General features: G+C 64.1%; 22 protein-coding genes and 1 pseudogene. 10 read left to right on the forward strand and 13 right to left on the reverse strand.

Features of this window, described 5'->3' with window-relative positions; translation table 11 throughout:
- Positions 1–6 precede the first annotated feature (6 nt).
- Positions 7–405, forward strand: coding sequence for an MAPEG family protein (locus P6U31_RS19840; RefSeq protein ID WP_407183358.1), 399 nt, complete (start codon positions 7–9; stop codon positions 403–405).
- A 13-nt stretch (positions 406–418) separates the two neighbouring features.
- Here the strand turns inward: P6U31_RS19840 and P6U31_RS19845 are convergent.
- From P6U31_RS19845 to P6U31_RS19865, 5 genes and pseudogenes are all read right to left on the reverse strand, one after another.
- Positions 419–1,010, reverse strand: a pseudogene (locus tag P6U31_RS19845) (class I SAM-dependent methyltransferase).
- Between the two features lie 14 nt (positions 1,011–1,024).
- Positions 1,025–2,071, reverse strand: a complete 1,047-nt coding sequence (gene argC / locus P6U31_RS19850) for an N-acetyl-gamma-glutamyl-phosphate reductase (protein ID WP_407183359.1) — start codon at positions 2,069–2,071, stop codon at positions 1,025–1,027.
- Positions 2,072–2,091: 20 nt separating this feature from the next.
- Positions 2,092–3,075 carry an N-acetyl-gamma-glutamyl-phosphate reductase gene (gene argC, locus P6U31_RS19855; RefSeq protein ID WP_407183360.1) on the reverse strand — a complete coding sequence of 328 codons (984 nt, stop codon included), beginning with the start codon at positions 3,073–3,075 and terminating at the stop codon, positions 2,092–2,094.
- Positions 3,072–3,737 carry an FMN-binding negative transcriptional regulator gene (locus P6U31_RS19860; protein WP_407183361.1) on the reverse strand — a complete coding sequence of 222 codons (666 nt, stop codon included), beginning with the start codon at positions 3,735–3,737 and terminating at the stop codon, positions 3,072–3,074. The genes argC (P6U31_RS19855) and P6U31_RS19860 overlap by 4 nt, the downstream gene beginning before the upstream one ends.
- 226 nt (positions 3,738–3,963) lie before the next feature.
- Complete coding sequence (locus P6U31_RS19865) at positions 3,964–4,494, reverse strand: DedA family protein (RefSeq protein WP_407183362.1); 531 nt, start codon at positions 4,492–4,494, stop codon at positions 3,964–3,966.
- A gap of 273 nt (positions 4,495–4,767) precedes the next feature.
- On the opposite strand from P6U31_RS19865, the gene parE reads away from it, so the two are divergent.
- Together parE and P6U31_RS19875 are read left to right on the forward strand one after the other, a co-directional pair.
- On the forward strand, positions 4,768–6,810 hold the full coding sequence (parE, locus tag P6U31_RS19870) for a DNA topoisomerase IV subunit B (RefSeq protein ID WP_407183363.1): 2,043 nt from the start codon (positions 4,768–4,770) through the stop codon (positions 6,808–6,810).
- Between the two features lie 461 nt (positions 6,811–7,271).
- Entirely contained in the window at positions 7,272–8,048 is a 777-nt protein-coding gene (locus P6U31_RS19875; RefSeq protein ID WP_128925497.1) for an outer membrane protein, read from the forward strand.
- Positions 8,049–8,111: 63 nt separating this feature from the next.
- Here the strand turns inward: P6U31_RS19875 and P6U31_RS19880 are convergent, their stop codons facing one another.
- Positions 8,112–8,324 (reverse strand): hypothetical protein, encoded by a 213-nt coding sequence (locus P6U31_RS19880; protein WP_407183364.1) that lies wholly within the window; start codon positions 8,322–8,324, stop codon positions 8,112–8,114.
- 118 nt (positions 8,325–8,442) lie between these two features.
- Here P6U31_RS19880 and P6U31_RS19885 point away from each other — a divergent pair, with 118 nt between their 5' ends.
- Positions 8,443–8,628: a hypothetical protein gene (locus P6U31_RS19885; RefSeq protein ID WP_407183365.1), complete on the forward strand. Its 186-nt coding sequence runs from the start codon at positions 8,443–8,445 to the stop codon at positions 8,626–8,628.
- Between the two features lie 21 nt (positions 8,629–8,649).
- A complete protein-coding gene (locus P6U31_RS19890; protein WP_407183366.1) occupies positions 8,650–9,420 on the forward strand; it encodes an SDR family NAD(P)-dependent oxidoreductase in 771 nt (256 codons plus the stop codon).
- A gap of 112 nt (positions 9,421–9,532) precedes the next feature.
- Here the strand turns inward: P6U31_RS19890 and P6U31_RS19895 are convergent, their stop codons facing one another.
- The 4 genes from P6U31_RS19895 to P6U31_RS19910 all read right to left on the reverse strand — a co-directional run bounded on the left by P6U31_RS19895 (position 9,533) and on the right by P6U31_RS19910 (position 13,780).
- The gene (locus P6U31_RS19895; RefSeq protein WP_407183367.1) at positions 9,533–10,297 is read right to left on the reverse strand and encodes an outer membrane protein; all 765 of its coding nucleotides are present in this window, start codon (positions 10,295–10,297) and stop codon (positions 9,533–9,535) included.
- 162 nt (positions 10,298–10,459) lie between these two features.
- On the reverse strand, positions 10,460–11,722 hold the full coding sequence (locus P6U31_RS19900; protein ID WP_407183369.1) for an FAD-dependent oxidoreductase: 1,263 nt from the start codon (positions 11,720–11,722) through the stop codon (positions 10,460–10,462).
- 107 nt (positions 11,723–11,829) lie between these two features.
- Complete coding sequence (locus P6U31_RS19905; protein ID WP_407183370.1) at positions 11,830–12,069, reverse strand: hypothetical protein; 240 nt, start codon at positions 12,067–12,069, stop codon at positions 11,830–11,832.
- 196 nt (positions 12,070–12,265) lie between these two features.
- Positions 12,266–13,780 carry a caspase domain-containing protein gene (locus P6U31_RS19910; RefSeq protein WP_407183371.1) on the reverse strand — a complete coding sequence of 505 codons (1,515 nt, stop codon included), beginning with the start codon at positions 13,778–13,780 and terminating at the stop codon, positions 12,266–12,268.
- A gap of 199 nt (positions 13,781–13,979) precedes the next feature.
- On the opposite strand from P6U31_RS19910, the gene P6U31_RS19915 reads away from it, so the two are divergent.
- From P6U31_RS19915 to P6U31_RS19925, 3 genes are all read left to right on the forward strand, one after another.
- Positions 13,980–14,942 (forward strand): helix-turn-helix domain-containing protein, encoded by a 963-nt coding sequence (locus tag P6U31_RS19915; RefSeq protein ID WP_407183372.1) that lies wholly within the window; start codon positions 13,980–13,982, stop codon positions 14,940–14,942.
- A gap of 303 nt (positions 14,943–15,245) precedes the next feature.
- Positions 15,246–16,769, forward strand: a complete 1,524-nt coding sequence (locus tag P6U31_RS19920) for a DEAD/DEAH box helicase (protein ID WP_407183373.1) — start codon at positions 15,246–15,248, stop codon at positions 16,767–16,769.
- Positions 16,770–16,935: 166 nt separating this feature from the next.
- Positions 16,936–18,003 (forward strand): GGDEF domain-containing protein, encoded by a 1,068-nt coding sequence (locus P6U31_RS19925; protein ID WP_407183374.1) that lies wholly within the window; start codon positions 16,936–16,938, stop codon positions 18,001–18,003.
- Positions 18,004–18,089: 86 nt separating this feature from the next.
- Here P6U31_RS19925 and P6U31_RS19930 read toward each other — a convergent pair whose 3' ends face one another.
- Positions 18,090–19,010, reverse strand: a complete 921-nt coding sequence (locus tag P6U31_RS19930) for an alpha/beta fold hydrolase (protein ID WP_407183375.1) — start codon at positions 19,008–19,010, stop codon at positions 18,090–18,092.
- 127 nt (positions 19,011–19,137) lie between these two features.
- Between P6U31_RS19930 and P6U31_RS19935 the strand changes: the two genes are divergently transcribed.
- Entirely contained in the window at positions 19,138–19,665 is a 528-nt protein-coding gene (locus tag P6U31_RS19935; protein WP_407183376.1) for a winged helix-turn-helix transcriptional regulator, read from the forward strand.
- A gap of 107 nt (positions 19,666–19,772) precedes the next feature.
- Positions 19,773–20,303 (forward strand): bifunctional 3-hydroxydecanoyl-ACP dehydratase/trans-2-decenoyl-ACP isomerase, encoded by a 531-nt coding sequence (fabA, locus tag P6U31_RS19940; RefSeq protein ID WP_407183377.1) that lies wholly within the window; start codon positions 19,773–19,775, stop codon positions 20,301–20,303.
- A 3-nt stretch (positions 20,304–20,306) separates the two neighbouring features.
- On the opposite strand, the gene P6U31_RS19945 is transcribed toward fabA, so the two are convergent.
- A complete protein-coding gene (locus P6U31_RS19945) occupies positions 20,307–20,765 on the reverse strand; it encodes a TfoX/Sxy family protein (protein WP_407183378.1) in 459 nt (152 codons plus the stop codon).
- 168 nt (positions 20,766–20,933) lie between these two features.
- Positions 20,934–21,344 carry an iron-sulfur cluster assembly accessory protein gene (locus P6U31_RS19950; RefSeq protein WP_100180411.1) on the reverse strand — a complete coding sequence of 137 codons (411 nt, stop codon included), beginning with the start codon at positions 21,342–21,344 and terminating at the stop codon, positions 20,934–20,936.
- Positions 21,345–21,350: the final 6 nt, after the last annotated feature.

Genomic DNA, 21,350 nt, shown 5'->3' on the forward strand with positions numbered 1-21,350 from the left:
CGGACTATGACGCGCGAATTGTTCTGGCTGACATTGACGGTGATCCTGACCGGCATCCTCTGGATCCCCTACATCATCAACCGCTGTCAGGTTCGCGGTCTCTCCGGAGCCATGGCCAATCCCTCGCGCGGCGACAAGCCGCAGGCCGAATGGGCCAACCGGCTGATGTTCGCCCATGACAACGCGGTCGAGAACCTCGTGATCTTCGCGCCGCTGGTGCTGATCCTGAACGCGATCGACTATTCGACGAAATGGACCGTGCTGGCCTGCGCCGTCTACTTCTGGTCCCGCGTCGCGCATCTGATCGTCTACGCGCTGGGAATCCCGGTGTTCCGCACGCTCGCCTTCACCGTCGGCTTCCTCGCCCAGGCCGTGCTGGCATTGGCGATCTTCGGATGGGCTTGAGCGCGCGCCGCGCTCAGCCGCTCTTCTGCGCGACGACGAACAGCATCGATGCGGCCTTACCGTCGAAGCCCTTGACCTCGCCGGTATCGATCGTCACCCCGCTCCAGCTGCCCGCCTCGGCGTAGGTGGCCCGCAGCCAGTCCGGCGAGGGATAATTGTAATAGCGGTTCAGCGTGTCGCGGCCGTCAGCCTCGCCGGCCTTGTAGCTGGCGTAGAAGAAGCCGGCCGGTTTCAGCGCGCCATATCCGCGCAAGAACCCCGGCGAGTTCAGGTCTCGGCACATGCAGCAGGCACGCATTGGCCCAGACGGCGTCGTAGGCCTCGGTCTCGTCGAGCTGCTCGAACAGCAGGGTCTCGACGGGGCGGCCGAGACGGCGCGAGGCGATCTCGGCCATTTCCGGCGATCCGTCGGTCGCGCGAACCGCGAAGCCGCGCGCCAGTATGTCCGCGGTATCGCCGCCGGCGCCGCATCCGAGTTCGAGAATGGAAGCACCTGGTGCGAGCCGGGTGAGAAACGCCGTCAGGCGCGCCTGGCGCGAGGTGATCTCGCGCCTGGCATAGGCCTCGGCGTTGCCGCGGTAGAATTGCAGCGTCTCTTCGTCCACCGTCGCACCTTACGTCACGGGAACAGCGCGATCTGCTCCAGCCCCATCGTTTCGGGCAATCCGAACATCAGGTTCATGTTCTGGATCGCCTGCCCGGCCGAGCCCTTCACCAGATTATCGAGCGTGGAAATGACGATCGCCCGGTTCTTGATGCGGTCGGCGACGACACCGAGCTGCACGTAGTTGGAACCGCGTACATTCTGCGTCTGCGGCAGCACGCCCTTTTTGGCGACATGCACGAAGGGTTCGTTGACGTAAGCCTTCTCGAGCGCGTCCCGCAAATCGTCGGGCGTCGCGCCGTTGAGCTTTACATAGGATGTACAGAGTTCGCCGCGCGCCATCGGGATCAGATGCGGGGTAAAGTTCACCGTCACCGCAGAGCCGGCGGCGAGGCTGATCTCCTGCTCGATCTCGGGCGCATGCCGGTGGGTGCCGACCGAATAGGGCGACAGCCCCTCGCCCGCCTCGCTGAACAACGTGCTCTGTTTCAGCCCGCGTCCGGCGCCGGTGACGCCCGATTTTGCGTCGATGACGATGTCATCGACGTCGATCAGTTTGGCCTTCGCGAGCGGTATCAGCGCGAGCAGCGCCGCCGTGGGATAGCAGCCGGGACAGGCGACCAGCCGCGCCGACGTGATCTTCTCGCGATAGAATTCGGTCAGACCGTAGACCGCCTCGCCTTGCAATTCGAGCGCCCGATGCTCATGGCCGTACCATTGCGCATAGGTGCTCTTGTCCCGCAGCCGGAAATCGGCGGACATGTCGAGGACCTTGATCCTGGGATTCGCCTTAAGGACCGCGGCGATGATTTCCTGCGTGGTCCCGTGGGGCAGTCCGCAGAACACCGCATCGAGCTTGCTCCAATCGACCTTTTCCCATTCCACAAGTTTAGGCAGGTCCAGCATGAAGAAATGCGGAAACACCTCGCTCATCGCTTTGCCGGCATGAGTATTGGCAGTGAGTGCAGTGATCTCGGCATTCGGATGCCGCGCCAACAGGCGCACCGCGTCGGCGCCGGTGTAGCCGGACGCGCCGAGAACGCCAATCTTCTTCGTGCTCATCACACACTCCCCTGGATCGGTCACGTCTCTGCCAGCCCCAGCATCAGCCGCATGTTCTGCACGGCCGCGCCAGATGCGCCCTTGCCGAGATTGTCGAGCCGGGCGACCAGCACCGCCTGGTGATATTTGTCGCTGGCGAAGACGTAGAGCTCGAGCTGATTGGTCTCGTTGAGCGCTTCCGGTTCGAGCCGGCCGCCCTTCGAGGCTTCGTTCTGAAGCGGCATCACCGAGACGTATTTCGAGCCGGCATAGCGCTTGGCGAGCGCGGCCTGCAGATCGGCACCGCTCGGCTTGCCGGGCAGCGTGTCGAGCTGCAGCGGCACCGAGACCAGCATGCCCTGCCGGTAGTTGCCGACCGAGGGAATGAAGATCGGCCGCCGCGTCAGGTTGGAATAGAGCTGCATCTCCGGCAGATGCTTGTGCTCGAAGCCGAGGCCGTAGAGCTCGAAGGACGGCGCGCTGCCGTCTTCGAAGCTTGCGATCATCGACTTGCCGCCGCCGGAATAGCCGCTCACCGCATTGACTGTGACGGGATAATCTGACGGCAACAGGCCGGCATCGACGATCGGCCGGAGCAGCGCGATCGCGCCGGTCGGATAGCAGCCGGGATTGGAGACCTTCCTGGCAGCCTTGATCTTGCCGGACTGGTCCGGCGTCAGCTCCGGAAAGCCGTAGGCCCAATCGGGCGCGACCCGGTAGGCGGTCGAGGCATCCAGCACCTTCGGTCCCGCCGCACCCATGCTGTCGACGAGAGCAACCGTTTCCCTGGCGGCATCGTCGGGGAGGCAGAGGATGACGAGATCCACCTCCTCCATCAGCGCCTTCTTGGCGGCGGGATCCTTGCGCTTGTCGTCGGCAATGGTCTTCACGACGACGTCGTTCTGGAGCTTCAGCCGCTCGTTGATGCCGAGCCCCGTAGTGCCGGAGCCGCCGTCGACGAAGACGGTGGCCGGCTTTTTGGCCGAGCTGGTGGCCGGAGCTTGGGTAGTGTCGGCGAGGGTCATGGCGCGCTCCCTTCGAGCATGTTCGTGTCGTCTGCGAAAAGCTGCGGCCTTGCCTGCCGCATCAAATGTGAGATCTGCTTGGCGGCGGCGTCGCCGGCACTGAGCGCATTGGCGATCGCTGCATAATCGGCCTCGGACTTGTGCTGGTTCAGCTTGAAGCTGCCCTCGACCTCCTCGACCGTCATCATCAGGCCCACGATCGCCTTCTTCATGGTCTCCAGCCGGCCCGCCGTCATCTTGCCTGAGGTCCACGGCTTCTTCGGCAGCAGCCAGCTCTCGAACTTGTCGCTGAGCGTGTCGATCTGCACCGACAATTCCTCATCCGTCAGGAGGCGCACCGGCCCGCTGAGATGCACCGACTGGTAGAGCCAGGTCGGCACCTGATCCGGCGACACGTACCAGTCCGGCGATACATAGGCATCGGGGCCGTTGACCGCGAGCAGCCAGGACGCAGTGCCGTCCGCAAGCCTTAGCAGCGGATTGTGACGGGCGACATGAAAGGAGGCCTGCGGCGTGCCGTCGGCGGCGTAAGTCAGATAAAACGGCAGCGGGGATGCGACCGGCCTCTTGCCGTCAAAGGCACACATGGTGCCGAAGCCGCGCTCCTCGGCGAACTTCAGGCTCGCGGCGCGGTCCTGCTTGAAAAAGGGTGGCGTGTACATCGTGGTCTCCTGCTGGGCCTCCTTGTAGGAGCCGCCGGATCAGATCGCGCTGACAGGAGAGAGAATGCCGCGGATCGTATCCAGCGGCAAAGACGATGATCTCAAACGCGATCGACCGCCCAAACCGCAAGACTGCGGCGGCGGCGACGGGCGAACAGGATGGTCGCGGCGTTGATCATGGCGCGGGGCTATAGAGCGAGATCCGGTTCCCGTCAAGGTTCCGGCGTCAGACCACCCGCCAGATCCATTCCATGATCTTGGCGAGCACGTCACCGAACAGCAGGAGCACGGCGGACCAGACCAGGGCCGAGACGAAATTGGCGACCTGGAAGCTCCAATAGGGCATCTCGAAGATGCCCGCCGCGAGCGGCACCGAGGCGCGCAAGGGACCGAAGAAGCGGCCGATGAAGATGCTGGGGATGCCCCAGCTGCGGACGAACGCCTCGCCTCTGGGCAGCAATCCCGGATAGCGCGAGAGCGGCCACATCTCGGCGACCTTCTCCTTGTAGCGGTAGCCGAACCAATAGGAGACCCAGTCGCCGAGCGCCGCGCCGATGGCGCCGGCGATCCAGACCGGATAGAAGCTGATGCCGCTCACCCCGATCAGTGCGCCGATCGCCACCAGCGCGCCCCAGGCCGGAACCAGCAGCGAGATGAAGGCGAGCGACTCCCCGAAGGCGAGCAGGAACACGATCGGCGCCGCCCAGGCCTGGTGAACGCGCACGAAATCGGCGAGGGCGTGCGCAAACTGCTCCATCAAAAATAGCCTTCCCGCCCCGTCTCAAGGTGCTGCTCGATGAAAAAGACTGGTAAGCCAAGGGGTTGTGTGACATCAAGTCACAAAAGCCGGCCCAGCGAGGATGGGGACGTCAAATTGCCGGGATTTGGCTGGCCGGCGGCGTAAAATCGCCGGGATTGGCTCCCAACCACGCGGCCCGGCCGGCCCTGCGGTAACCTTTCCAAGTCAGAAGTGGCATAGTCGGCCTAACCGATTCGCCGCTGACGCGGCCCCTGAAGCACATCAAGACATATGTCCAAGCAATTGAAGCCTAAAGCAAAAGACGACTTTTTCGGTGGCGACGAGCCGAAGTCCCGCGCGCCCGCCAAGGCGGCGCCGCGCGGCGGCGGGGAAGCCGATTACACCGCGGCCGATATCGAGGTGCTCGAAGGTCTGGAACCAGTGCGGCGCCGGCCGGGCATGTATATCGGCGGCACCGACGAGAAGGCGTTGCATCATCTGTTCGCCGAAGTCATCGACAACTCGATGGACGAGGCGCTGGCCGGGCACGCGACCTTCATCGGAGTCGAGCTCAGTGCGGACGGCTTCCTGACCGTCACCGACAACGGCCGCGGCATCCCGATCGACCCGCATCCGAAGTTCCCGAAGAAGTCGGCGCTCGAAGTCATCATGTGCACGCTGCATTCGGGCGGCAAGTTCGACAGCAAGGTCTACGAGACCTCGGGCGGTCTGCACGGCGTCGGCATCTCCGTGGTCAACGCCCTCTCCTCGCGGCTCGAGGTCGAGGTCGCGCGCAGCCAGAAGCTCTACCGCATGTCGTTCGAGCGCGGCCACCCCAAGGGCAAGCTCGAGGATCTCGGCAAGGTCAACAACCGCCGCGGCACCCGCGTGCGCTTCAAGCCCGACACCGACATCTTCGGGCAAAAGGCCGCGTTCAAGCCGCAGCGCCTGTTCAAGATGACGCGCTCGAAGGCCTATCTGTTCGGCGGCGTCGAGATCCGCTGGAACTGCGCGCCCGAGCTGCTCAAGGGCATCGAGGACGTGCCGGCGGAGGCCACGTTCCACTTCCCCGGCGGTCTCAAGGATTATCTGGCGGCGGCGATTCACGCCGACACGCTGGTGCATCCCGACATCTTCTCCGGCAAGTCGGGCCGCAACGGCGCGCACGGCGCCTGCGAATGGGCGGTCGCCTGGACCGCAGATGCCGACGGCTTCCTCTCCTCCTACACCAACACCGTGCCGACGCCTGACGGCGGCACGCACGAATCCGGCCTGCGCAGCGCTCTGCTGCGCGGCCTGAAGGATCACGCCGAGCGCGTCGGCCAGGGCAAGCGCGCCGCCTCCGTCACGTCAGAAGACGTCATGGTGGGCGCGGCCGTGATGCTGTCGGTGTTCGTGCGCGAGCCTGAATTCCAGGGCCAGACCAAGGATCGTCTCGCCACCGCCGAGGCGCAGCGCATCGTCGAGCAGGCGATGAAGGATCCGTTCGACCATTGGCTGTCCGGCAATCCGAACATGGCCAACCGGCTGCTCGACTTCGTGATCGACCGCGCCGAGGAGCGGCTGCGACGCCGGCAGGAGAAAGAAACCGCGCGGAAAACCGCCGGCAAGAAGCTGCGCCTGCCCGGCAAGCTCGCCGACTGCACCGACGCCGGCACCGAAGGCTCCGAGCTCTTCATCGTCGAGGGCGACTCGGCAGGCGGCAGCGCCAAGCAGGCGCGCGACCGCAAGACGCAAGCGGTGCTGCCGCTGCGCGGCAAGATCCTCAACGTCGCCTCCGCCGGCAAGGACAAGCTGACGGCGAACGCGCAGCTCTCGGATCTCGTGCAGGCGATCGGCTGCGGCCAGCTCGCGCAATATCGCGAAGAGGACCTGCGCTATCAGCGCATCATCATCATGACCGACGCCGACGTCGACGGCGCCCACATCGCCTCGCTCCTGATCACCTTCTTCTACCGGCAGATGCCGCGGCTGATCGACGAGGGCCATCTCTTCCTCGCGGTGCCGCCGCTCTACAAGCTGACCCACGGCTCGAAATCGGTCTACGCCCGCGACGACGCCCACAAGGACGCGCTGCTCAAGAGCGAGTTCAACGCCAATGCCAAGGTCGAGGTGAACCGCTTCAAAGGCCTCGGCGAGATGATGCCGGCACAGCTCAAGGAAACCACCATGGATCCGAGCAAGCGCACGCTGCTCAAGGTGGTGCTGCTCGCCGACGACCGCGACACCACGGCGGATTCGGTGGAGCGCCTGATGGGCACCAAGGCCGAGGCGCGCTTTGCCTTCATCTCGGACAAGGCCGAGTTCGCCAGCGAAGAGCTGCTGGACGTCTGACTTGCGAGAGGGATGACAACCCTTTGGGCGCTACCGCGCCCAATCAAGAGCCCCGGCCTGACCGCCGGGGCTCTTTCGTTTCTGGAGCCGGCATCACCTTCGCGGCGATCGAGTCCCACTCCATCACGCGGCGACTCGGCCAGCGACTCACGGGGGCTAACGGGCGCAAAGAAGGCCTAGGACTGAGGCAGGATTGCCTCCATCTCGAACAAAGCCGAATTCTCTAACGAGAAGCCACCAAAAACGACCCCTTCAAAATCTGGAACAATCAATTGATTTATATGGATTATCTGGATTTTTGGTAACGAGGGGCCCAATCCCCGCTTACCGGCGTTTTCCGGCGACTGTGCCTGCCCGGCAACAGCATTTCGGCTGGAAACGTCTATAGTCCGGTCCATCAGATGACACGAACTTCAGTGCGCTCGCGCCTGTTACGACAGACCAAGGTTGGGGATTTTGACATGAAGAAGGTTTTGTTCGCTCTGGCCGCGGTTGCCGCGATGACCGGTTCGGCTTCGGCCGCTGACCTGGCTGCCCGTCCCTACGTGAAGGCGCCGATGCCGGCCCCCGTCGCGAACTGGACCGGCTTCTACATCTTCGGTGGCGCCGGCGGCGGCGTCTGGGATGCGGACACTCACACCAACTTCGTTGGCGTCCCCGTGACGATCGATCAGCGCGTCGGCGGCGACGGCTGGTTCGGAACGGTCGGTCTCGGCTACGACTGGCAGTTCAGCGGCACCTGGGTCGCCGGCGTGTTCGCCGACGGTCAGTTCGGCAGCCTGCGTGGCAGCATCAACGACGAGTTCGCTGCGCTGACCGGCCGCATCAAGATGCAGGACGCTTGGGCCGCGGGCGTTCGCCTCGGCTATCTGGTCGCTCCGAACGTTCTCTCCTACGTCAATGCCGGTTACTCCGGGTCGCACTGGTCGGGCGCTGGCTTGACCAACCTCGCCGGAACGGCTTCGGGCTTCCACACCGACTCGTTCAACCGCAACGGCTGGTTCGTCGGCGGTGGCGTCGAGAACAACCTGAACATCTTCGGCATCTCGGCGCCGGGCTGGTTCATGAAGACCGAATATCGCGCTGCCTACTACGATCGTAAGGACATTGCCGTCCGCACCGACGCCGGCAACGTCGCGACCACCGACTCGATCAGCTTCAAGCCCTTGGTGCAGACCATCAGCACCTCGCTGGTCTACCGCTTCAACTGGACCGGTCCGGTCGTCGCGAAGTACTGATCCGAACGCAAGTTCAGAACGTCAAAGCCCCGGCATCGTCCGGGGCTTTTTCGTTGTCCGCGCCTACCGGCCGATTCTTGCCTTCAGTGACCCGCACGCCTCCCCGAGCTGCGCCTCGATCTTCGTCCAGTCGGTGTCGGTGAATGCCTTGCCGCGCGCATCGCGAAACGCCAGAGCTTCCGCCCGGGCGATGCCGAACCGCCTGATTCCGGCATCATCGGCGCTCCTGCCGTCGGTCAGCAGCGGCAATGCCCGCGGGATGACCTTCACGGACATGCGTCCTCCCCATTGTATCCCAACCGAAGCTACGGCTAGTCTGGCGCCAAGTTTTCGCGAGAACGGCGATCTTTTGCGCCGAACACCGCGACAGAAGCAAACCGACGGGGAGGAATGCATGCGCAGATTTCTGCTGGTCGCAGGCCTGCTTGCGACGGCCGTCGGGCTGCTCTGGATCGGACAAGGGACCGGCACGGTGCCCTGGCCGCGATCGAGCTTCATGGTCAACCAGCTGCAATGGGCCGGCTATGGCGCTGCCATGGCCGCTTTCGGGCTGGTGCTGATCTGGCAGAGCAACCAATAGAAGAAACCAGGGAATACAAGCATGACATCCAGCCGGTTCGATCTCCGCGGCAAGGTCGCGATCGTGACAGGAGGCAATGGCGGCATCGGCCTCGGCATGGCGCGCGGCCTTGCCGATGCAGGTGCCGACATCGCCGTGGTCGGACGCAACGAGACCAAGTCCAAAGCGGCGGTCGACGATCTCAGGCAGCGCGGCGCCAGGGCGATCGCGGTCGCAACCGACGTCACCGACAGGGCAGCGATCGAAGCCATGATCGCGCGCGTGGTGAAGGATCTCGGCCGCATCGACATTCTCATCAACAATGCCGGCATGAGCATCCGCAAGCCGCCGCACGAGCTCGAGCTCGACGAGTGGAACAAGGTGATCGACACCAATCTCACCAGCGCCTTCCTGTGCTCGAAGCTCGCCTACCCGGCCTTGAAGGCGTCAGGCAACGGCAAGGTGATCAACATCGGCTCGATGATGTCGATCTTCGGTGCGAGCTTCGCCACCGCCTATGCGGCAAGCAAGGGCGGCATCGTGCAGTACACCCGCGCCTGCGCCAATGCCTGGGCGCCCGACAACATCCAGGTCAATGCGATCCTGCCGGGCTGGATCGATACCGATCTCACCCGCGGCGCGCGGCAGCAGGTGTCGGGGCTGCACGAGCGGGTGCTGGCGCGCACGCCTGCGGGGCGCTGGGGCGACATCGACGACTTCGCCGGCATCGCCGTGTTCCTGGCATCGCCCGCGTCGAACTTCGTCACGGGCACCGCCATCCCGGTCGACGGCGGCTTCTCCGTGATGGCCTGAGGCGGACGCGGGCCGCAAATACAACGATTCAAAAAAGAAGCCCCGGTCCGAACCGGGGCTTTTGAACTTGGCAGTGCTTTTCTTGATCGTTGGTCGCGTTGCGTCGACGTGCTCAGTAACGGGCGATGGTCGGGGCGTCGAACTTGTAGCTCGCGCGCACCACGGCCCATTGGATGTCGCGCGGCTTGGTATCGAAGGTGTAGTTACCCGAGGTGCCGCCGAGCTGATAGGTCTGGCTGGCGAAGGCCGCGTAATTGTATTCGAGGCCGACGATCCAGTTGCGGGTGATGCCGTATTCCCAGCCTGCGCCGATGGTCCAGCCGTTGTGCCAGTGGGTCTGGCCGCCCGAACCCGACACACCGACGGTGTCGCTGACCGACAGACGGTTGTTCACGCCGGCATAGCCGCCCTTGATATAGAAGAGGTTGTTCTGCACGGCGAAGCCGGCGCGGCCGACCACGGTGGCGAGCACGTTGGCACGCCAGGAGAACACGTCGTCTCCGGCGCCGAACACCGTGTTCGTGAACGTGCCCTTGTTGTCGAGGCCGGAGATCGTGCCCTCCATGCCGAACACGTAGTTGTTGGCCTGCCAGTTATAGCCGATCTGGGCGCCGCCCATGACGCCCGAATTGCGCTGACGGAAGCCCTGGCCAACCGAAAGATCGCCGAACGGCGCGCCGGTCCCGTTGTTGATGAACTGCTCGTTGGTCCACGCGCCGCCGATATGGCCGCCGACATAGAAACCGGTCCAGTTGAACAGCGGCTCGACATAAGCGGGCGCCTTCGTGTAGCGCGCGCCGAGATCGGCGGCGGAGGCGGCACCGGTCGAAACCAGAGCGGTCGTGCAGGCGAAGGCGGCAATCAATTTATTACGCATGGTACACCCCGTGTCCTTTGATCGGCGCACGGTCACAGACGGCTCTTACTAAAATTGAAATCAACACGGTTAACGTGGCCGACGAGCCCGCATCGGGCTGCAAATCGATCGGTGCTGTTGCAGGCGCGCAACGCCTCGCGCGCCATTTAGCCCGCGTTATCCCTACCGAAATCCTAGTTGCGATCCCGGCGCGGCCTTCGAGTGCACGTGCTCGGGCCGCACGCCGAGTGCAAGCAAGCGCGCTGGAATGCCCTGCAGCCAAGGCAGCGCGGTGATGAGGCGGACGATCAGCGGCACCTTCAGTGGCCGATCGCCGCCCTGCAAAGCGCCGCTGATGATGTTGTTCTGCACCACCACCTGCATTCGCTGCGTCATCTTCACCGGGAACTCGCGGCGGCGGCGCACGGCATCGAGTTCATCCTCGGGCGGGCAGCCGTGCTGCAGCTTGTCGGCCAACAGATTGGCGGTCGCCACCGCGTCCTGCACGGCGAGATTGACGCCGACGCCGCCGACCGGCGACATCGCATGGGCGGCATCGCCGATGCAAAGCAGGCCCGGCCGCGTCCAGCGCGCCATGCGGTTGATGGCGACGGTCAGCAGCTTGACGTCGTCGAAGCTTTTGACGTCGGCGATGCCGGACCTGAGGATCGGCGCCATGCGCACGACCTCGTCGAGCAGCGCCTGCAATCCCCTCGCCTTCACCGCCTCGTGCTGTCCCTTGGCGATGACATAGGCGCATTGCCAATAGTCGCCGCGGTCGAAGGTGATCATCATCTTGCCGGGCTCGACCCGCGCGAACACGTTCTCGGTCTCGTCGGGTCTGCGGCCGGCGCGAAACCACAGCACGTCCATCGGCGCGCCGATCTCCTCGACGGCAAGGCCTGCTCGCTCGCGCACCGTCGAATGCCGGCCATCGCAGGCGATGGTGAGATCGGCTTCGATGTCGATGGTGCCGTCTGGCGTCTTCGCCCGAACGCCGGCGATCGTCTCGCCGCGGCGGATCAGATCGACCGCCTCCGTGCTCATCATAACCTCGAGCGAGACGAAGCGCCGGCCGGCCTCGCGCAGGAAATTCAAGAAGTCCCATTGCGGCATGAAGGCGATGAAGGGGTATTTGGTGTGGAGCCGACTGAGATCGGCGATGCGTACCGGCGTGCCGCCGAACAGTCCATCCATTTTCTGCAGGCGCTGGTGCGGCAGCTTCAGGAAGCCGTCGATCAGGCCGAGCTCGTCCATCACCTGAAGCGTCGAAGGATGCACGGTGTCGCCGCGGAAGTCGCGGAAGAAATCCGCATGCTTCTCCAGCACCACGACCTCGATGCCGGCCCGCCCCAGGAGATAACCAAGCATCATGCCGGCCGGCCCGCCGCCAACGATGCAGCAGCGGACTTTTCTCGTCCGGTTCGATTGCTGGTCGGATATCATTGCCGCCACGATCCGCGATGCGAGTATCGATCAAGAATGCCAGATAAAGACAACACTTGAATTCGACTGGTCGACTTCAGACTAGGCAGCGTTCTGATCTCCGGGATTCATTTGGCGGCATCGGACTTCGTCGGCATCTCGCCGCCATTCTCGACACACTTTTTATAGAATGCCGCTTGGTCGCTCCCGGAGCCTTTTGCGCTGCCCGCCGCAGGATTGCCGGGAACACGCGGCGGGAAGGTCTTCGCAACAGCTGCATTGCATTTCTTCGCGACCTCGGCAGTTATTGCAGGAGCAATGCTTGTCGAGAGGACGAGGAAAAATGCGGCTGTGGCAAGTCTTTTCATGAAGTTGTTTCCTTCTCATCGAAGCGGCTGCGGCAGCCCAAATGCCCCTTTATAGTCCACTCCCTTCAAAGGGACAGCGCCTTTGCTCCTAAGAAGGCCGACCTTCTGCGCCGAACTCCGATGAACTGTTCGATAGCTCCGATAACGATTTGCAAAAGGCGCGAGTTCCACCTGCAAGGACCCGGGTCACGCCGGCTCAATTGTTACTCCGGTTCGCGCTCCTAAAGCTCTTGATCTCGGAGACGCTGCCGTCGCGATAGGTCAGCTCCACTGAGACGAACTGCGTGCTCGGGGCAAGCTTCATGTAGAGCGGCATGCCGGCGGTGATCGCGCTGGGGTCGCGCATGTCGCAAGGCGGCATCTTCAGCACCTGGTTGGGCACGGCGGTGTCGATGCCGATGCGCACCTCGCGGATGGCGCAGCGATAGGAGACGAGGTGCGTGTAGTAGACCAGGAGCCCGTTGAACTCGCGGAACGACAGCCAGCTCGTCGCGGTCATGTCGAGGATCTTGCGCTGGTCGCGGATCAGCGCGGCCTCGGGATCGAACTTGATCGGGAACGGGCCCTGCAGGTCGCCGGCCTGATCGACATAGCGGACCTCGATGGTGCCGGCCTGCGCATCCGGCGGCAATTCGATCGACGGGTTCGGCATCCGCTTGCGCGTGCGCGGATCGAGCGTGTCGATGAAGCCGGTCTCGCGGAAATCGCCCTTGCCGGCCATGCGCCAGGAGATGCCGAGCGTCGGATCGGCGAACGAGAACACCACGCTCCAGCCGCCATTGTGCCGCGAGAAACTCGCGATCGGTGCATTGGTGGCCTCCTCTTTCGGCAATTGCGGCACCGACACCGGCGGCAGCGCCGCGAGCTTCTGCGGCGGCGGATCGTCGGAACGCGCCGCCGCATCCTTCGCCATGCCGCTGAGGAAGACGTCATCCACCATCTGGTCAAAATAGACCGGCACCTGCCTGTGCTTGACGGTATCTGCCATCTCGCTGACGGCGCGGCGGGTGCGCTGCGCCACCTGCACGAGGTTCTCGCCGGGTTTGAGCAGCTCCCTGGCAAAGGTGCGCGTGAACACCGAATTGGGATTGGTGTCGTCGTTGGACAGACGGTCGAGCGCGGTCTGGCGCGGACCGGCCGAGAACACCGAGAACACGCCTTCGGGCAGTTGCGTCATCGGCGCAAGTCCGCCGCCGCCGGCGACGGCGCGGGTGCCCTTGCGCTCGAACGGATTGTTGCGGCAGGCGTCGAACACCAGGATGGACGTCCGCGCCTTCTTGTTCTGCAGGCGCTCGATGATGCGATCGGCCAGGATGGAGGCATCGCGCACCAGCTCTTCCTGCCCCTCCGTCGCCGCGGGCACATCGGTCGGCAGCAGATAGTTCTGGCCCGCGATCTCGAAGCCGTGGCCGGCGTAGAAGAAGAACGCGGTATCGCCCGGCTCGATCGCCTTGTCGAAGGCGAGCAGCGTCTCGGAGAATTGCTGCCGGTTCTGGTTCTCCGCCACCATCACCGAGAAGCCGAGCTGCTTCAGCGTGTCGCCCATGGTGCGGGCGTCGTTGACCGCCTTGAGCAGCTTGGGGACGTTGCTGTAGTCGTTGTTGCCGACGACGAGCGCGACGCGCTTCTCGGCATGCGCCGGAAGCGCAAGGCCACTGAGGCTAGCTGCCAGGCCAAGGGCCGCCAGAATTCTGAAAAGCCGACGCGTCATCGCACGATTCCCGTTGCAGGACGGCGCCAGGCCGCTTCCTTCAAACGGCAGTTCATGGGACCCTCTGCCGCTGTGTGATAGTCGGCCGAGATGCGAGGCCGGTTCAAGGACCAGGGCGCCGATTCCTTGATCCGGCTATGGCAGATTCCCGCGGAATCTGCTCTTTCTGGGGCAATTGCGCTGCAAGCGGGGGCCTGCCGTGTTGACGTGGTGTACCGACGAGGTCGAGCCGAACGATCGCTTCGACTATTGGCGCGAGGTGCGCTCCAAGGGATTGTTTGGCGTCACCGCCGAGCTCGAGCGCGAACGGCGCGCGGATTTCTTCGGCGAATTCTCGTTGCGCAAGCTTGGCGGCGCCGGTCTCGTCGAGCTGAAGGCCTCGGCCTACACGGTCGAGCGCAGCACGTCCGATATCGCCAACGCGCCGGGCGATGCCATCTGCGTTTATCAGCAGCTCGGCAGCGGCGGCTGGTTCGGCGGCATGCGCGGAAGCGACTTTGCGATCGGCAACGGCAGCTTCGCCACCAGCCACACCGACCTGCCCTACCGCACCACGCCGCTCGGCGCAGGCGGCTTTCATCTGCGCATCCTGAAGATCCCGGTGAGCAGCATCCCGGCGCAGGACAAGCGCATGCGCGAACTTTCGCCGAGGACATTCGATGATCCCACCCTGTCGCCCCTGCTCGGCGCCTGCTTTGCCGAGCTCGACGCGGCGTCTACCGACGAAGGCGCCGAGGACGCGACCTCCCTGGTTCAGGCTTTGGCCCATCTGGCGCTGATCGAGCGCGGCATCGTGCGGCCCGGCAGCCGGCGCGGACAGGCCGCGCTGCGGACCGCCCGCCTCTCGCAGGCCAGGCGCCTGATCGCACGCCATTTGCAAAATCCGGATCTGACGCCGACGATGGTGGCCGACGAGCTCGCGGTGTCGGTGCGCCACCTGCACATATTGTTCGAGACGGCAGCGAAGAGCTTCTCGCAGACCGTGACGGACGAACGGCTGAAGCAGAGCCGCCGCCTGATGCGCGAGGCGCCGGACCGGCTGATCGCCGATATCGCGACCGCCTGCGGGTTCGAAAGCCTGGCGACCTATTACCGGGTCTTCAACGCCGCCTATGGCATGGCCCCCGGCGACTTCCGGGCGAAGGGCTCGGAGGAGCGCTAGCTAGCCGCCGCCTCGGCCGCGCCGGCAGCGGCGCGGGGCTGAGCCGAAAACCCCAGCCGCGCCCGAGATTTGGGCAAAAACCTCAGGTTTTTTAGGGTCTTCCCGCGCCCGCTCCATTGACTTTGGCGGATTCCGCCCTATGTTCCGTGGCGACGCGGCTCAGATCGAACATCGATTCCCGAGCCTGGCGCTTTGTTCGCGTGAGTCAGCACCCCCAGCTTCTTTGAGAGCGCGCCGTTTCGGGGTGGAACGCGACAGCCTTATTACCCTCGATTCCGAACGGCGGTTTCGACCAGAGGCTCAATGTCCTTTTCAAATCTCGGACTGTCCGAAAAAGTCCTCGCCGCAGTGGCGGCCACCGGTTACACCAATCCCACCCCCATCCAGGAACAGGCGATCCCCCACGTCCTCGCACGCAAGGACGTGCTCGGCATCGCCCAGACCGGCACCGGCAAGACCGCGGCCTTCGTGCTGCCGATGCTCACGATCCTCGAAAAAGGGCGCGCCCGGGCACGCATGCCGCGCACGCTGATCCTCGAGCCGACCCGCGAGCTCGCGGCCCAGGTCAAGGAGAACTTCGACCGCTACGGCGCCGGCCAGAAGCTCAACGTCGCCCTGCTGATCGGCGGCGTCTCTTTCGGCGACCAGGACGCCAAGCTGATGCGCGGCGTCGACGTGCTGATCGCAACGCCCGGCCGCCTGCTCGACCACACCGAGCGCGGCGGCCTCTTGCTCACCGGCGTCGAGCTGCTCGTCATCGACGAAGCCGACCGCATGCTCGACATGGGCTTCATTCCCGACATCGAGCGCATCTGCAAGCTGGTTCCGTTCACGCGACAGACCCTGTTCTTCACCGCGACCATGCCGCCGGAAATCCGGCGCATCACCGAAGCCTTCCTGCACAATCCCCAGAAGGTCGAGGTCTCCAAGCCCGCCACCACCGCCGTCACCGTGACCCAGGCCCAGGTGCCTGCCGGGCGCGAGGCGCACGAGAAGCGTGAGTTGCTGCGCCGCCTGCTGCGCGAAGCCAAGGACCTCAAGAACGCGATCATCTTCTGCAACCGCAAGCGCGAGGTCGCGATCGTTCACAAGTCGCTGCAGAAGCACGGCTTCAGCGTCGGCGCCCTGCACGGCGACATGGACCAGCCGGCCCGCATGGCCGCGCTCGACCAGTTCCGCAAGGGCGAGCTGCCGCTGCTCGTCGCCTCCGACGTTGCCGCCCGTGGCCTCGACATCCCTGAGGTCAGCCACGTCTTCAATTTCGACGTCCCCCATCACCCCGACGACTACGTCCACCGCATCGGCCGCACCGGCCGCGCGGGCCGCACCGGCACTGCGATCTCGATCGTGACGCCGCTCGACCAGAAGTCGATGGCGGCCATCGAGAAGCTGATCGGCCAGAGCATTCCGCGCGCCGAGGGCGATTACGAAGTCCACACCGAAGCCGGCGACGGGGCTGAGCAGCCGCGCGGCCGCGATCGTTCACGCGGCGGACGCGGTAAGCCGCAGCGCGGCCGTGATCGTGAGCGCAGCCATGAGCCGCGCGAGTCCCGTGGCGAGGCAAGACATTCTTCCGAGACAAGACATTCTTCAGAGAGCCGGCACGCTTCGGACGCACGACAGCCCTCCGAAGGCCGGCATCGGTCGGACGACAAGCGCAGGGCGGAGCCGCGGCGCGACGCGCGCCCGCAGGCGAATCATGGGCATGTGCCGTCGATCGGCCGTCCCGAGCCGCGCCGCCAACGCGAGGTCGACACCGAGCCGGGCGATCACTCCCATCTGCCGGCGTTTCTGCTGCGGCCCGTGCGCTCCCCCGCCGGGGCCTGAAGCGCACCGGCGGTCCAGATTTCGGTTGAAAACCGTCGATTTGCAATTTTTTGGATACGCCCGTGAACGTATATTTACGGGGCGTTCACGATCGTCCGTTAGCCTGCGAACATAATTTAGGGATTGCTGCGGTCGTGGGCGCACCGACCGCTGTGGGGTATGTTCTGTGGTCAAGGTGCTCGACGAACACGAACGCACGATGGCGTTCGCCGAGGTAGCGCTCGGTCAGATCCGGTCGCTGCGGCAGACGGCAATTCCCCGCAATTACGAGATCTGGTACGTCTACGCCACCGGCTACAACGCGCCCCTCAACAAGATCATCAACGAGACTCTGGCACGAAGCGGCAAGCTGACCGAGGCCGATCTCGAGCAGATCTACGAGACCTATCTTTCCCATATCAAGACCACCGACCGCATCGACAAGGTCGGCGCGCGCGTCATCGGCGAGATCGACGACGTGATGAAGGTCTTGAGCGATGCACTGGGCATGACCAGCTCCTACGATGCCAGCCTGTCGGGGGCGACCGAGAAGCTGTCGTCGGCCAAGAGCCGTGACCAGATCAAGGCGATCGTCGAAACGCTGCTGCGTTCGACCAGCGAGATGCGCGAGGCCAATAAGGCGCTGGAAGATCGCCTGACGCTGTCGAAGAACGAGATCAGCAATCTCCAGCAGAGTCTGGAGGCGATCCGCGCCGAGAGCCTGACCGATCCGCTCACCGGCCTCGGAAATCGCAAATATTTCGACCGCATGATCGGCATGGCCGTGCAGAGCGCGCTGGCCTCGGGCGAGCCGCTGTGCCTGCTGCTGTTCGACATCGATCACTTCAAGTCGTTCAACGATTCCTACGGCCATCTCACTGGCGATCAGGTGCTGCGGCTCGTCGGCCTTTCGCTGAAGCAGACCATCAAGGGCCAGGACATCACCGCCCGCTATGGCGGCGAGGAATTCGCGGTCGTGCTGCCCAACACGGCGCTGCGCCAGGCTCTCACGGTAGCCGACCATATCCGCCGCGCCGTGATGGCGAAGGAATTGAAGAAGAAGTCGACCGGCGAGATCCTCGGCCGCGTCACCATCTCCGTCGGCGTATCCATGCTCAAGGAAGGCGACGATACGGACGCGCTGATCGAGCGTGCCGATGCCTGCCTCTACGCCGCCAAGCGCAACGGCCGCAACCGCGTGATCTGCGAAGCGGATCCGGAATACGCGGTCGAGACCCACGGCCGGGTGGCGTGAGCACCATCTCTTTCCACAAATCAGTTTCGAACTGAAACCTCGCAACCGAGGACGCCAGCGTCCCCGGTCCGTATGTCTCGGCGAGGTCAGGTCTGGTTGATGAATTCCACGATCAGACGATTGACGGCCCCGGGCGCATCCTCGAGGCAGTAATGGCCCGCTCCAGTGAGATGATGGACGCTCGCACCCGGGAAGACCGCTTCGAAGAGCGGCAAGAAGTGCGCCGCGTGAAGCGTGCGGTCCGCCTCGCCCCAGATCGCCAGCGCTGGCCTGCCGCGGATGATGCGATCTGCCGCGGCATCAGGCGCCGCGAACTGGTGTGCACCGATCGCAAAACCCTTCGCCCAGCCGATCGCCCCGAGGCATTCGGCCGGATTGGCGAACGGCGCGCCATAGGCCTCAAGCCAATCATCGCTGATGATCGCGTTGTTCTCGAAACCATTCAGCTTCAGCGTGCTCAAGATGTTGAAGCCGAGTTGTCCAAGCACCGCTTCGAGAGTGCCGTCTGCTTCCGCTTGCGCAATCCACCGAAACCACGGTGAAACGGCGGCATTTGCAGTCACGCGCTCCAGCAGATCGACTTGGCCGAATGGTGTCGGGCCGTTGGTCGAGACGAGCCGACGGATGCGGTCCGGGTGCCGCGCCGCCAGTCCCATGCCGACCGGGCCGCCGAAATCGTGCATCACGAGCGTGATGTCAGTCAGGTCGAGTGCAAGGACGAATTTCTCAAGATTGTCGATGTGGTCCTGCAGCCAATAACTGCGTGCCGCCGGCGTCTCGCTCTTTCCGAATCCCATGTGGTCCGGGACGATGACGCGATGCGTCGCGCTCAACACCGGAATCAGGTGACGGAACAGATAGCCCCAGGTCGGCTCGCCATGCAGGCAAAGGACGATCTCGCCGCGGCGCGGGCCTTCATCGACGAAATGCATCTTGAAAGCTGCAGCATCGGTGAAATGCGGCGTGAAGGCGAAGGTGCCACCGAACGTGGCGTCGGGCTGGATCATGGGGTCCTCGAATTCTGTGGTTTCAGCTTGAAACCATTTTTGCATATCCCTTGAGGTTTCACATTGCAACCATTATAGGCGTTGCAGCGCGTTCGAATGGCAGCGCGCGGGCGGGAGAGCGTTCAGGATGGGCAAGAGAATTAGTCACAAGGATTCGCTGTGCGGCGTGGCGCGTCCTCTGGACGCCATCGGCGACTGGTGGTCGCTTCTCATCGTGCGTGACGCCTTCGATGGCTTGCGCCGGTTCGGAGAATTTCAGAGGAGTCTCGGCCTTGCCAAGAACATCCTATCGGCCCGGCTGCGCAATCTCGTGGCGCACGGCATCATGGACCTGGTGCCATCGGCAGAGGGCGGCCCCTATCAGGAATACGAGTTGACGGAAAAAGGGCGCGGGCTGTTTCTGGTTCTTGCTGCACTCAGACAATGGGGCGAGGACTTTTTCTTCGCGCCTGAAGAGGCCCACGTGCTGCTGGTCGACAAGAAATCCGGCCTTCCCGTGCGCAGGCTCGAGCTACGGGCTCGGGATGGACGCATCCTTGGCCCGACTGACACCGTTGTGCGGCACGCGGCAACCACGGCCGGTCCCGACACCACAAACCGACAGGTCCGGACCAGTGCAAAGCGTCGGCTGTCGAAGTCTCGCGCCCTCAGGTAGCAGCCTCCGGCGTGCGACCTTGCGCTGAGCGTCGAACCAGCTCTGCTTGACATTGCGGCCCGACCAACGACATTTCCCTCGCCGCCTGCCCGCGAGGACTTGTCATCTTGCCCAACCCTCACGATTTCCACGCGCCGCAACCGTCCTACTCAAGAGACGAGCTGCTGAGATCGAGCGAAGGCGGCTATTTCGGCCCCGGCAACGCGCAATTGCCGGCACCGCCGATGCTGATGATGGACCGCATCACGGAAATCAGCATGGACGGCGGCGCGTTCGGCAAGGGCCATATCGTCGGCGAGCTCGACATCGCGCCAAACCATTGGTTCTTCAACTGCCATTATCGCGGCGATGCGTTGCTGCCGCCGACGCTGGGGCTCGATGCCATGTGGCAGATGGTCGGCTATTGGCTCGGCTGGTCGGGCTCACCGGGCAAGGGCCGCGCCATCGGGGTCGGCGAGGTGGAGTGCACCGGCGAGATCACACCAAACACACGAGGCGTGCGCTACGAGGTCGCGATGCGCATGGTCCGCCGCGGCAAGCTGGTGCTCGGCATCGCCGATGAGCGCGTGCTGGCGGATGGCATCTTCGTGTTCACGGCGAAGGACATGAGGGTCGGCCTGACGAAGGCCGTGGATTGAGCCTCACGCTCTTCGCTTGGTACGCTTGCGCGCCAGGCTTTTGTTGCCTGCCTCTCTCGTCGCCTTTGCGGACTTGGCGATCTTCTTTGGCGGCTTCAGAGCAACCTTCTTGCTGGCCGCCGTCTTCCCCTTCGGCCGCTTCTTCACCTTGGCGCGCTGGGCGGCGGCGAGCGCCGCCCTTGCCCATTGTGCGAACTCCTCGGAATCGTCGAACAGGCGTGCCGGCACCTCCCAATAGGAGTTCACCACCACCGTCTTGGCGCGGGTCGAATATTGAAACGGCTTTGAGCCTTCCGTCTCGAAATCCGGGATGGTCACATCATCGGCCCGGAAGAACAGGCCTGCTCGCAGCGACAGCGCGAAGTTGATGCCATCGGCGGAGATGCCGTAGCCGGAGAACATCTTGCGGATGGTGACGGGGCCGAAATCGGCGAACAGGTCGGTCAGGAATTCGCGGTCCATCGGAGGCTTCCCTGCGCAAGCAAGTGAGCCTTCATAGCATTTCCGTCATTGCGCGCGAAGCGAAGCAATCCGGACTTCCGCCGCTGCGACAGTCTGGATTGCTTGGTCGCCTTGCGCAAAATTGCTTCGCAGTTTTGTCGCGGGCTCCTCGCAATGATGCTGGAGAGACTACCCGTCGATCTTGGCCGGCCGCAGCTCGACCGACTCGCCGCAGCCGCAGGCGGAGATCTGGTTGGGATTGTTGAAGACGAACTGGGCCTGCATCTTGTCGGCCTTGTAGTCCATCTCGGTACCGAGCAGGAACAGCACGGCCTTGGGGTCGACCAGGATCTTGACGCCCTTGTCCTCGACCACCTCGTCGGTCGGCCGGATCTCGTGGGCATATTCGACCGTGTAGGACTGACCGGCGCAGCCGCCGTTCTTCACGCCGACGCGCAGACCCACGATCTCGGAATCGGCGCGCTGGGTCAGCTCGGTGATGCGCTGGGCAGCCGCATCCGTCAGCCGCATCACCTGCGGACGAGGACGCCGCGGCTTCGGAGCGGATGCTGGGGTCGAACCTGACGAAATCTGGGTCATCTTATC

The sequence above is a fragment of the Bradyrhizobium centrosematis genome (genome assembly GCF_045571495.1).
GTDB classification, from domain to species: domain Bacteria; phylum Pseudomonadota; class Alphaproteobacteria; order Rhizobiales; family Xanthobacteraceae; genus Bradyrhizobium; species Bradyrhizobium centrosematis.

What these genes read in the sequence shown, in the direction of transcription:
- P6U31_RS19840 (WP_407183358.1), top strand. Translation starts at nt 7, where the DNA reads ATGACGCGCGAATTGTTCTGGCTGACATTGACGGTGATCCTGACCGGC.
- argC (WP_407183359.1), bottom strand. Translation starts at nt 2,071, where the DNA reads ATGAGCACGAAGAAGATTGGCGTTCTCGGCGCGTCCGGCTACACCGGC.
- argC (WP_407183360.1), bottom strand. Translation starts at nt 3,075, where the DNA reads ATGACCCTCGCCGACACTACCCAAGCTCCGGCCACCAGCTCGGCCAAA.
- P6U31_RS19860 (WP_407183361.1), bottom strand. Translation starts at nt 3,737, where the DNA reads ATGTACACGCCACCCTTTTTCAAGCAGGACCGCGCCGCGAGCCTGAAG.
- P6U31_RS19865 (WP_407183362.1), bottom strand. Translation starts at nt 4,494, where the DNA reads ATGGAGCAGTTTGCGCACGCCCTCGCCGATTTCGTGCGCGTTCACCAG.
- parE (WP_407183363.1), top strand. Translation starts at nt 4,768, where the DNA reads ATGTCCAAGCAATTGAAGCCTAAAGCAAAAGACGACTTTTTCGGTGGC.
- P6U31_RS19875 (WP_128925497.1), top strand. Translation starts at nt 7,272, where the DNA reads ATGAAGAAGGTTTTGTTCGCTCTGGCCGCGGTTGCCGCGATGACCGGT.
- P6U31_RS19880 (WP_407183364.1), bottom strand. Translation starts at nt 8,324, where the DNA reads ATGTCCGTGAAGGTCATCCCGCGGGCATTGCCGCTGCTGACCGACGGC.
- P6U31_RS19885 (WP_407183365.1), top strand. Translation starts at nt 8,443, where the DNA reads ATGCGCAGATTTCTGCTGGTCGCAGGCCTGCTTGCGACGGCCGTCGGG.
- P6U31_RS19890 (WP_407183366.1), top strand. Translation starts at nt 8,650, where the DNA reads ATGACATCCAGCCGGTTCGATCTCCGCGGCAAGGTCGCGATCGTGACA.
- P6U31_RS19895 (WP_407183367.1), bottom strand. Translation starts at nt 10,297, where the DNA reads ATGCGTAATAAATTGATTGCCGCCTTCGCCTGCACGACCGCTCTGGTT.
- P6U31_RS19900 (WP_407183369.1), bottom strand. Translation starts at nt 11,722, where the DNA reads ATGATATCCGACCAGCAATCGAACCGGACGAGAAAAGTCCGCTGCTGC.
- P6U31_RS19905 (WP_407183370.1), bottom strand. Translation starts at nt 12,069, where the DNA reads ATGAAAAGACTTGCCACAGCCGCATTTTTCCTCGTCCTCTCGACAAGC.
- P6U31_RS19910 (WP_407183371.1), bottom strand. Translation starts at nt 13,780, where the DNA reads ATGACGCGTCGGCTTTTCAGAATTCTGGCGGCCCTTGGCCTGGCAGCT.
- P6U31_RS19920 (WP_407183373.1), top strand. Translation starts at nt 15,246, where the DNA reads ATGTCCTTTTCAAATCTCGGACTGTCCGAAAAAGTCCTCGCCGCAGTG.
- P6U31_RS19930 (WP_407183375.1), bottom strand. Translation starts at nt 19,010, where the DNA reads ATGATCCAGCCCGACGCCACGTTCGGTGGCACCTTCGCCTTCACGCCG.
- P6U31_RS19935 (WP_407183376.1), top strand. Translation starts at nt 19,138, where the DNA reads ATGGGCAAGAGAATTAGTCACAAGGATTCGCTGTGCGGCGTGGCGCGT.
- P6U31_RS19945 (WP_407183378.1), bottom strand. Translation starts at nt 20,765, where the DNA reads ATGGACCGCGAATTCCTGACCGACCTGTTCGCCGATTTCGGCCCCGTC.
- P6U31_RS19950 (WP_100180411.1), bottom strand. Translation starts at nt 21,344, where the DNA reads ATGACCCAGATTTCGTCAGGTTCGACCCCAGCATCCGCTCCGAAGCCG.